Source organism: Gilliamella sp. Occ3-1 (assembly GCF_001690655.1).
Lineage (GTDB): Bacteria > Pseudomonadota > Gammaproteobacteria > Enterobacterales > Orbaceae > Gilliamella > Gilliamella apicola_P.
This window is the reverse complement of sequence record NZ_LZHQ01000013.1, coordinates 1-10,498: the sequence shown is the minus strand read 5'-3', so window position 1 is coordinate 10,498 and position 10,498 is coordinate 1. Positions and strand designations below refer to the sequence as shown.

The window sequence follows — 10,498 nt, the reverse complement described above, 5'->3', positions numbered from 1 at the left end:
TATAACCGTGAAAAGCAATTATTTGATTCGAAAGTAGATAAAGGATTACCTTCAGTAGTTATTCAAGCGGAAATAAATAAAAATGATAAACAATTAAATAAAAACAATCTAACACAACCGCCTAATGATCCTTTTTCTAAGGCATTGCAAACCGCCACGGAAAGATTGGAGCAAAGAAGTACATCAAATCAAAAAACAAGGCATCAAGGAATGGGGTGAAATTGAACGATAATTTAATCAAATTTATCGGTATTCGAAACGTTTAAGAAAAACTGAATTTCTATAAAAATTTAGTTCGCATAATGTATTAATGCCGTTATGTTTAATTCGCAGGCTGTAAAATATTGGCGACCGAGTAGGGCGCAGCAAGGCGGAAGTCGCAGTCACGAAGTGAACCGAGTGAGCACTTGACGAAGTGAACTATTGACAACTCTCCCAATTTTACCCTTTAGGCCAGGTGGAAAGGAACGCATAGCGAGCCTTTCCGCTTGGATGACCCCCAAAATTTAGTTATAATTCAGCCTAAATATCACAATAATAATTTATCAATAAACCAATATTAAATAGGAGTGGATCATGGCGACGTTTGATGAAAAAGAGTTTTTATTGGAAGAAGTTTATAATAGTGTCCGAATTTGTATATCCAAAGCAAAAGGTTATAGCAACGAATATACAGCAGATATGTTAGAAGATATTGCAAAATTAAGGGAGTTTAGACAAAAAATTGCTGACACTACCTATGAGGAAATTAATTATGAAACTGCATTAAAATTTTTCCAATTAATTGAAAATAAATATAAGTAATTAATATGAATAAGAATGAAATTTTATCTCAGATATGTATTCAAGAAAAAAGTAAAATAATTAATGATGTATGGAATGATATTCATATAGATCAACCCGAATTAATTTCACAGCAATCGAATCCCAAAGCTTATGTTATGGGAGGTCAACCTGGTGCAGGAAAGTCGACATCTACAAATAAACTTGAAACTAAATATAAAAATAATATTTTAACTATTGACTTAGATGCCTATCGAGAACGTCATCCAAACTTCAAAGCGTTATATGAAAAATATGGCAAAGATTCAGCCGTATATACCCACGAATTTGCGAGTGAAATTAAGGAGGAAATTCTAAAACGTGCGATTGAAGCTAAATACAACATCATTGTAGATGGCACATTAAAAAATACAAATAAAGCTAAAAAGCTTATAGAGACTTTAAAAAATAAAGGGTATCAAGTCGACGTTCTTATTCACACTTGCCCTAAAGAAGTAAGTTGGGATAGCGTAAATAACCGTTATGAAAATGCGTTAAAAGCTGGTCGAATTCCTCGTTATGTTCCTAAACATATACATGATAAAGTGGTTGCTGTACTGCCTAATAACGCAGATGAGTTAAGTAAATCTAGCCAAATCGAAAAGTTATCTGTTTATAACCGTGAAAAGCAATTATTTGATTCGAAAGTAGATAAAGGATTACCTTCAGTAGTTATTCAAGCGGAAATAAATAAAAATGATAAACAATTAAATAAAAACAATCTAACACAACCGCCTAATGATCCTTTTTCTAAGGCATTGCAAACCGCCACGGAAAGATTGGAGCAAAGAAGTACATCAAATCAAAAAACAAGGCATCAAGGAATGGGGTGAAATTGAACGATAATTTAATCAAATTTATCGGTATTCGAAACGTTTAAGAAAAACTGAATTTCTATAAAAATTTAGTTCGCATAATGTATTAATGCCGTTATGTTTAATTCGCAGGCTGTAAAATATTGGCGACCGAGTAGGGCGCAGCAAGGCGGAAGTCGCAGTCACGAAGTGAACCGAGTGAGCACTTGACGAAGTGAACTATTGACAACTCTCCCAATTTTACCCTTTAGGCCAGGTGGAAAGGAACGCATAGCGAGCCTTTCCGCTTGGATGACCCCCAAAATTTAGTTATAATTCAGCCGTAAATATCACTAAAACTACCTAAGGAACACAAGATGCGAGACCAAAAAGAACGAGTTTACAGCATTGAAAGATTAACTAAAAATGAATTTAGACATGCATTAGCAGTTAATTTAATCACACAAGAAGAGCATGATAAATACCTGCAAGAACTAAATGAATTAACTTCTTATATCTATGAAAAATATAAAGATGACCCAAGTTTTTATCCAGATGATTGGGATAAAATTAATCAATATTATGAAAAAATAATAGGGCTTGATTTTGTTAGAGGGTATGTAAAAGAGGGCTTAGAAGACAGTTGGCTTATAGAGATGTAAATAATGATAAAAGTAGATAATATTGATCAACTCATTGAACAAATAGAACAAGTAGATAAAAATAAAGGGATATCTAATTTTACTCAGAATAATACAAATTACCCTAGAAATCCTTATACTCAAGAAATTTATCAAGCTAGTTTTTTATATGAAAAAGGTCATCAAAAGGGTTTTTCAGAAACACGATGGCTAACTGAAGATGAAATACAGGCAAATAATTTACAAGTAAAAGCTGAACAAAAAGAGAATTTTATTGAAAGTGATTTATATAAAGATAATGAATATTATGAAAATATTAGATTTTATAATGTAGAGCAATTAGATAAAACCTCATTTGATAAGCTCCCACCTGAAATTAAGCCAGAAAAAAAATGGCAGGAAAATTTTAAAATAGAGCAATTTATAGCAAGCCAAGGGATTAAGGTATTACATAACAGCCCATCAAACCCACGTTATAATGCTAAAACTCATACCATTCATATGCCCGATAAATCCCAGTATGATACTGCGGAAGGTTACTATAATGATATTTTTCATGAAATAGGACATTCCACCTGTAAAGAGTTGGATCGAATACCGATTACACATGAACAAAAAAGATTATTCTCCCCAAGGGATGAGTTAGTTGCCGAGACAACTGCAATCAAACTATGCGATTTAACCAAAATCAAATCTGATAAAACTAAAAATCTAGCTTATATTAAATTTAATTTGGCTAAATTTGGTGATGATAAAGCGGTTCAAAAAGTGGAGTTAGAAAAGGCATTAATTGAATCGGATAAGGTGGTAGAGCTAACAAAAAGTAAATATCTTGATGTTAAAAAACAGCATGGGGTATCAAATGAAATTTTTAATCAGGCATTACAAACCGCTTCGAAAAAATTAGAGCAAAGAAACAAATCAAATCAAAAACAGCAGTTTCAAGGGATGAGCCGAGGAATTGAGCGGTAATTTAATCGTATTTATAGTCAATTTAGTAAAATTAGAAACGTTTAAGAAAAACTGAATTTCTACAAAAAATTAGTTCGCATAATGTAAAATGCATTATGTTTAATTCGCAGGCTGTAAAATATTGGCGACCGAATAGGGCGCATACAGCCAAGAATTTAGCATAATGCCGTTATGCGAATTAATCATTAAAAGAATTTATGACACACATAAAACCCGACACAAAACCCTACAATAAAAATCAAATATTTTGGTGTTTCATCTTTGTTATTGTTGTTATTGTTATTGCTACGATATAGCTTGGGGTTATACCACAAGTCTTTAGGGTTTTTGTTTTTCATTTTTTATTCCTTTATTTCATTTTTTGTAATAGGGTTGTTGTTTTTAAGTTCGGATGTTCAGTGACACCCGAACTTTACCGTACTTTCCTACGGTAGGATTGTTACTTTTTAGTTGCTCTATCAATAAAATCGTCTGCAGCTTCTCTTGCGTATTCGTCTATTATATATGTTAATAGTTCTGACCATTTTATTAGTTTCCCTGTTTTAACTGATATATTTATTGCTAACTTCTCAAGTTCAATCTTTCTGTTTTCTGTTATGTTGTATGTCATTCTTTTCATTTATGTGATCTCGTGTTGTTTTATATATAACCATTATATTAACTAATGAGTTCATCGTGTTTTTTGACTGGTTATCAATAGAGCAGGATTTTGGTTATCAATTGCCGATTATCGGTGATGTTGCTTATCAACGCATATTTTTAGAAACTGGGGAGGCAAGCTCTTTGTCTCAACCCGCTTATAAGCATTCGGGTTCATTTTGTGATTCTGTTCTGATTAAGATCTCAGGTTCAGTCTTAAAAATGTCGGGTAATCCGTCACGGTGGGGACGTATAGAGAACTTATTCGGTTTACGAACTGTTGATAATTGTGTTGATGTTTATAACAAAATTTTAACTGAACTTAATTTACCCGTATTTACAAAATGCACTAAATTGCAGTTTAGACAACCTAATGGTTCAAAAGTGGAAAGTTTTTCAGACGGTGCAATTATTAAAGAACTGCATATTACATCAAATAGAATGGTGGGACAGGGTAACGAAAACGATTATTTGGCAGGGCTATCAACTTTAAATTATCGTTACAGTGTCCCGCGATTACACAGTAACGGTCAATCTGTGGATTGGCTATCGAAAAACGGCAATGCTCATCTTATTTATCCTACTGTTTACAATAAAGCACATGAACTTGAATTACACAGCTTAACAAAAATAAAAAATAAATTTGGTGAAAACTCAATAGAATTTAAATATTTAACTGACGTAATAGAATATTGTAAAAATAACGGCGTAGTACGATTTGAACAAAAATTAAAATCCCGATTTTTAAAACGAGAGAATTTACATTACTGGGGATTATCAGACTATACACGATTAAATAACTTACATAATGAATTTTTAGACTTAGATAAAAAATTATCGGTGAATGCTATGGACTTTGAAACGATTAGTGAACAATTAATAAGATGTGGCGTAGTTGATACAACACGCTCAGCCAATACAACCGCTATGTATGCGTTGCAATGGATGCATGGGCAAACGTTTGATTTTAATAAAAAAGCAGTTCAGACACATAGGGCAAGATTACGTAAAATTGGTATTGATATAGCACAACGTTGTAATTTAGCTAAGTTTAGCCCAGTGACAGTTAGAGAAATAAGAAAAGTTGAAGTTTCAGATTGTCAAATCCCTGATTGGTATCAGATGCCACAAATTTTTAGGCTTGCGTCATAACTGTATTTATATCCAGTTAATTTAACATAATATACATTATTGTAACGTATTGATTTTAATGATTATTTATTTTTGTTAATTTGTTAGTAGATTGATTAATTTAACATTTTACTGGTAAATCGTGTTTTTTTAAATTGAGGTCATGATTATACAGGTTTCATCGTCTAGTTTTACGTACGTTTATCGTGGTTCGCATAATGTATATTATGTTAAATAATGTCTATTATTACGAACTGCTAAACCACTCTCGTTTATCACACAATTTCATTGAATATTTTTATTCAAAATACTTTATTTCTTTTCCTGCGAGTGGCATTTTTAAAATGTGTTTTTTTATTTTACCCCATACTTGCATTTCACAAGCTTTACAATTGAACTTTAGCAATAATTCTTCATTATTTTGAATTAATTTCATTGGCGTAACTTTAGTTTTAACTCCTTGAATTCCTTTTGCTTGTTTTGGACATAAATTAAACGCAAACCGTAAACAATGTTTGGTTATCATTAAGGGCGCATCTTCTTTAACGTCATGTGCTTCATAGGCACTTTCAATTAATTCAACTCCATGTTGTGTATAAAATTCTCTTGCTTTGTGATTATAAACATTTGCCAAAAAGCTCAAATGATTTTCAGGATAAAACGGAACTGGGTTTTGTTCTGGTTTACGTTTTCGGCGACAATAACTTGTTAATCTTTTAGCCGTCAGTTTATTAATAGTATCCCTTCGAAACTGATTTAGTTGGCTACTTGGAATAAAATAAATTTTTGATAAATTTAAATCAAAATCAGTAAGATAATATATAGTTTTTCCTAATTTAGATAAATTATCTCTAATGTTTTTTAATGATTTATCTGGTTGTTCTGCAAGTTCGAATTTCCCATTAAGTTCTAACTTGACACAATGCCCCTCTTCACTTTTTGCAATTAGCTCTATACCTTTCTCAATATTATATAGTTTAAATGACACGCCAATTCTGCGATTACTTGATTCTTTCAATAAATTTTGTTGCCACACATGATCAAGATTTCGATTCACTATATAAGGTAATTTAACTGAAAAAAGCGGCTTAGGAATTTCATTTGGATAAATTCGATATTGATTAGCCGAAAGTTTCTCTACCTTATCAGCTCTAAACCCTAAAATATCTCGTTTTATTAGTACATTTAAGCCATCTCCATTGTTTAATATTTTCTCAGATTTAATATCAATAGTTTTAGGCGTAATTTGAGTTATCTCACCAATTTGCAAACCAATGAATTTAGGTGAATCGAATGCGCCTATATTGGATTTTCTTCCATGTACAAAATAATCTGTATTTCCTCGATGAAATGTTTGGTGAGGATCTGGTATAAAAAAGTGCTCAGTTCGACCACTTGACGCTGATTGTAAATTAGACGAATTTGACAAAATAGTATCTAATTTTTGTCGATAAAAAGCTGTAATGTTTTTAACATAACTTAGATCTTTATAACGTCCTTCTATTTTAAAGGATCGTACACCTGATTGAATTAATTCGTTCAAATTATCTGATTGGTTATTATCTTTCATTGATAATAAATGTTTTTTATAAGCAACAATGCGCCCTTGGCTATCTTTTAAGGTAAAAGGAAGTCGACAAACTTGAGAGCAATCTCCTCGATTTGCACTACGCCCTGTCTGTGCATGTGAGATATAACACTGTCCTGAAAATGCCACACAAAGCGCACCATGTATAAAAAATTCTATTTTTGCATCAATTTGCTCATGAATTTTAGCTATCTCAGTTAAATTAAGCTCACGAGCTAATACTATTTGTGAAAAACCAACATCAGATAAAAATTTGGCTTTTTCAGGTGTTCTTATATTCATTTGAGTGCTAGCATGTAAATCAATAGGAGGAATATCCATCCTCAAAATGCCCATATCTTGCACAATTAATGCATCAACACCTGCATCATAAAATTGCCATATAAGTTGTCTTGCTGGTTCAAGTTCATTATTGTGAAGAATGGTATTTAAGGTTACAAATACTTTTGCATAATAATGATGAGCAAATTTGACTAACTGAGCAATATCACTGACCGAATTACCAGCATTATGTCTGGCACCAAAATTTGGTCCACCAATGTAGACTGCATCTGCACCATGTAAAATAGCCTGTTGTGCAATCTCAATATTTTTAGCGGGACTAAGCAATTCTAATTTATTATTGGTGACAAGATATGACATTATAAACTCTTTGAAAATCTAACTAGTGAATAATTTGGTTTTATTTTACAAGCATTATTATAAAATTAATAATACTTGTAAAATAAATTCAGGAAAGTATGTGTTTGAATATAAATTTGATATAGATCATCTAGCCTTTGTTTCGATAAGTTTCATTCCTTAAAGCCTCTATACGTTTTTCTAATGGTGGATGAGACATAAACAATTCAGAAAATTTTGCTTTTTTCATACCATTAATGCAGAACGCTAAAATTGAAGTATCTTCACTTGGTTCATGGCTAGTTTTTAGTTTTTCTAACGCGGCAATCATTTTTGTACTGCCTACTAATTTAGCCGAACCAGCATCGGCGTGAAATTCTCGATAACGAGAAAACCACATAGCTATAAGGCTTGCTAAAATACCAAATACGGTTTCAAAAAACATAACTATCAAGAAATAGGTTAACTGTGATAAACCACGATTACGATCATCCAATGCTTGGGTTACAACAGATGCTAACATTCTTGAAATAAAAATAACAAAAGTATTAAGAACTCCTTGTAATAAAGTCATTGTGACCATATCACCATTAGCAACATGGCTCATTTCATGACCGATTACCGCTTCAGCTTCATCTTGAGTCATAGTATTTAATAAACCAGAACTTACTGCAACAAGAGAACTATTTTTAGTTGTGCCGGTTGCAAAAGCATTAACATCTTGAGCATGATAGATGGCAACATCTGGCATTTTTATATTAAGTTCCGTTGATAATCGACGAACAACATCAAGTAACCATTGTTCTTGATTATTAATAGGTTGAGTAATGATTTGTCCCCCTACTGACTTCAAAGCCATTTTCTTAGATAATAGAAGAGATATAAAAGATCCTCCAAAACCGAAGATTGCTGCAAAAATAAGTAACCCTAAAGTACTATGCGCATCAACACCTAAAATACTTAGAATGATTCCAAAAACAAACATAACGGCTAAGTTAGTTAGAATAAATAATCCAATTCGCATCATAATTTTTCTCTTTTTCGATATATTAATTTTCAAATGATAAAAATAAATCGCAATATTGCGATTAAGGATACAGCATATATGATCACAAAAATAGATAATAGATACAACTATCAATATAGTTATATTTAAAATATTAATGATAGTTACAAGATTATATTAGTTCGACAAGCGTTATAGTTAATTTAATAACACTTGCCAAGAAATTTCGGGGAAGCTATACGTTTTAGTAAACTTTATTGATCATTTGATATTTTTAATATCAAATGATTTTCTATTTGTTTAATAGCGTAATTTACACCTTTAAATTTACTCTGTAAGTTTACAACTTTATTTGAGTTTAATTGAATGGTTTTGAAAAAGTTTTCATGATTAGCATAAATCAAAAGGTGCAATTCGTATAAACCTTTCTCCAATTTTTCAAGACTCACTCCCTGATTTTTATGAGTAGTAACCCAAGCTTTATCATAAATTACAAAATCGCCATTATAGTATTCTTTCGTTATATTAGCTTTATGCATCTTGGCTAATTTTAGTTTAATAATTTCCTGAGAGTCTATATTGGTAAATTTAAGAAAATAGTCCACATCTTCATATTCTTTAAATTCAATCCCTCTTAAAAGTGCAACACCTTCAATAAATAAGAGGTTATTATTTAAATTGATATATTTTATATCAATAACTGGATTTCCACTTTTATCTTCAATTTCCTTTCTTCGCTCGCCTTCTAAAATTTTGTACCCTAAATGCGGCGCAATATTATTTGTTAAAATATACAATATGCCTAATATAAATTGTGAGTGGTGGGAGGTAACTTGGTTATGTGCTCGCACAAAAATAGATTCTGATATTATGAAATTCATATTTGAATATTTAAACAGCTCATCAATAAGAGGTACAATTTCTGTGTTATATTGTATATCTTGCTTAGATGTTATTAAATATATATTCTTTTGTTTTTTATTATCATTTTTTAACAAGTTAATGATTTTTGAGTTTAACGTAGCAATTTCATTATCATTAAACGTCTTCCCCATCATATGCTTGGCAACATCAGGCCAATATTTTTCGATATAACTACCTATATAAGTTTGGGGAACTGTGGTTAATATATTTTCAAAACCATATTTTATTCCATAATATAAAGCAGCGGATCCACCTTTCGAGAAACCAATCAGAGAACAATTTTTTTTAGAGAGCTTTAAGTGTTCTATTTTTTCATAAATAAATGTTATTATTGCTTTTTCTATATCAAAATTCATTTCTTTACATAAATAATAACAACAATGTCCATAAAAATCATCTTTGATCCATAGTACATTAGCATTAGATATTTGTAGCAAATTTTCAAAATCATAAGTAAACTCCGACGCTGCCCCAAATCCAGAAAAAACAATTATCAAATGATTATTATCATATTTTTTGGGTTTAAATTTATATTTAATATTGATACCCGAAATATTACATTCCATTTCTTCCATTTTTATATCCTCATTAATTTTTTTAAGGTGTTACTCCTAATATAGCAGATTTAGTATTGTTATATTTTATTACTAAATCTGCTTTTATTAATTATCAAAAACTTTTAATGTAACTTATCAAGCTGTTCATTTGCTAATGTTTCTTTTGATGCTTTAAAATAGATATCTAGGACAGACAACGGCATCATTCTAAAGTTATTATTAAAAGCTTGATCCAATTGCTTAATCACCTTTGAGTAATTTTTAGTTTTCAAAGCTAATTTAGCTATTTGAATACGACATTGCGTATTATTTCTAGTATGTTTTTCAAAATCAATTAATTGTGAGTGACATTTAGCTAATTCACCTATACGCCTATATATATCGGCTAACAATAATTGGGGTTGATATCTTTTCAAAAATAAAGAAGAGGTATTATAAGTTAGACATAAATTAAGTTGTTTTATTGCATCCTCTAAATTCTGTTGAGAATTATATATTAATGCTTTAAATAAATATAAAACACTTTTATTTTCAGTTAGTTTTTCTAAATCTGAAATGTTAATTGCTAATTTATGTCCTTGATGATAAATATGTTGATAACACATTAATTGATAATAGTAATCAATCTCTTGTTTATTAATTGCTATATCCCAGTATGAATAAGCTTCCTCCCATTTTTCACAAGCCATTAAAATCAAAGCTTTGGTTTTGTTATCTTTAATTTGTTCAAAATTTATATCAGCATTATCAAAAAATATTGATGGTTGATATTGATGGTAACTCGCTTCGGCTAAAATTTGGTA

At 30.7% G+C, this 10,498-nt stretch carries 11 protein-coding genes; 6 read left to right on the top strand and 5 right to left on the bottom strand.

What is annotated here, in order from left to right:
* From A9G43_RS11010 to A9G43_RS04370, 5 genes are all read left to right on the top strand, one after another.
* Positions 1-219: hypothetical protein (locus A9G43_RS11010; protein ID WP_176701695.1), on the top strand; the 219-nt coding region annotated here is incomplete at its 5' end.
* Positions 220-576: 357 nt separating this feature from the next.
* The gene (locus A9G43_RS04385) at positions 577-804 is read left to right on the top strand and encodes a hypothetical protein (RefSeq protein ID WP_065606986.1); all 228 of its coding nucleotides are present in this window, start codon (positions 577-579) and stop codon (positions 802-804) included.
* Between the two features lie 5 nt (positions 805-809).
* Positions 810-1,655, top strand: coding sequence for a zeta toxin family protein (locus A9G43_RS04380; protein WP_065606984.1), 846 nt, complete (start codon positions 810-812; stop codon positions 1,653-1,655).
* Positions 1,656-1,993: 338 nt separating this feature from the next.
* Positions 1,994-2,278, top strand: a complete 285-nt coding sequence (locus A9G43_RS04375) for a hypothetical protein (protein WP_065606982.1) — start codon at positions 1,994-1,996, stop codon at positions 2,276-2,278.
* Positions 2,279-2,281: 3 nt separating this feature from the next.
* On the top strand, positions 2,282-3,229 hold the full coding sequence (locus tag A9G43_RS04370) for a zincin-like metallopeptidase domain-containing protein (RefSeq protein ID WP_065606980.1): 948 nt from the start codon (positions 2,282-2,284) through the stop codon (positions 3,227-3,229).
* Positions 3,230-3,668: 439 nt separating this feature from the next.
* Here A9G43_RS04370 and A9G43_RS04365 read toward each other — a convergent pair whose 3' ends face one another.
* Positions 3,669-3,848, bottom strand: coding sequence for a hypothetical protein (locus A9G43_RS04365; RefSeq protein WP_065606978.1), 180 nt, complete (start codon positions 3,846-3,848; stop codon positions 3,669-3,671).
* Positions 3,849-3,904: 56 nt separating this feature from the next.
* Here A9G43_RS04365 and A9G43_RS04360 point away from each other — a divergent pair, with 56 nt between their 5' ends.
* Positions 3,905-5,020, top strand: coding sequence for a phage/plasmid replication domain-containing protein (locus A9G43_RS04360; RefSeq protein WP_065606977.1), 1,116 nt, complete (start codon positions 3,905-3,907; stop codon positions 5,018-5,020).
* A 277-nt stretch (positions 5,021-5,297) separates the two neighbouring features.
* On the opposite strand, the gene A9G43_RS04355 is transcribed toward A9G43_RS04360, so the two are convergent.
* From A9G43_RS04355 to A9G43_RS04340, 4 genes are all read right to left on the bottom strand, one after another.
* Entirely contained in the window at positions 5,298-7,229 is a 1,932-nt protein-coding gene (locus tag A9G43_RS04355) for a peptidase U32 family protein (protein WP_065606974.1), read from the bottom strand.
* A gap of 130 nt (positions 7,230-7,359) precedes the next feature.
* Positions 7,360-8,235 (bottom strand): protease HtpX, encoded by an 876-nt coding sequence (htpX, locus tag A9G43_RS04350; RefSeq protein WP_065606972.1) that lies wholly within the window; start codon positions 8,233-8,235, stop codon positions 7,360-7,362.
* Positions 8,236-8,468: 233 nt separating this feature from the next.
* Entirely contained in the window at positions 8,469-9,713 is a 1,245-nt protein-coding gene (locus A9G43_RS04345) for a hypothetical protein (protein ID WP_065606970.1), read from the bottom strand.
* A gap of 104 nt (positions 9,714-9,817) precedes the next feature.
* A partial coding sequence (locus tag A9G43_RS04340; RefSeq protein ID WP_218058609.1) for a tetratricopeptide repeat protein occupies positions 9,818-10,498 on the bottom strand: 681 nt, incomplete at its 5' end.

Excerpts from the sequence above, each read along its gene's own strand:
- A9G43_RS04385 (WP_065606986.1), top strand. The coding sequence starts at position 577 with ATGGCGACGTTTGATGAAAAAGAGTTTTTATTGGAAGAAGTTTATAAT.
- A9G43_RS04380 (WP_065606984.1), top strand. The coding sequence starts at position 810 with ATGAATAAGAATGAAATTTTATCTCAGATATGTATTCAAGAAAAAAGT.
- A9G43_RS04375 (WP_065606982.1), top strand. The coding sequence starts at position 1,994 with ATGCGAGACCAAAAAGAACGAGTTTACAGCATTGAAAGATTAACTAAA.
- A9G43_RS04370 (WP_065606980.1), top strand. The coding sequence starts at position 2,282 with ATGATAAAAGTAGATAATATTGATCAACTCATTGAACAAATAGAACAA.
- A9G43_RS04365 (WP_065606978.1), bottom strand. The coding sequence starts at position 3,848 with ATGAAAAGAATGACATACAACATAACAGAAAACAGAAAGATTGAACTT.
- A9G43_RS04355 (WP_065606974.1), bottom strand. The coding sequence starts at position 7,229 with ATGTCATATCTTGTCACCAATAATAAATTAGAATTGCTTAGTCCCGCT.
- htpX (WP_065606972.1), bottom strand. The coding sequence starts at position 8,235 with ATGATGCGAATTGGATTATTTATTCTAACTAACTTAGCCGTTATGTTT.
- A9G43_RS04345 (WP_065606970.1), bottom strand. The coding sequence starts at position 9,713 with ATGGAAGAAATGGAATGTAATATTTCGGGTATCAATATTAAATATAAA.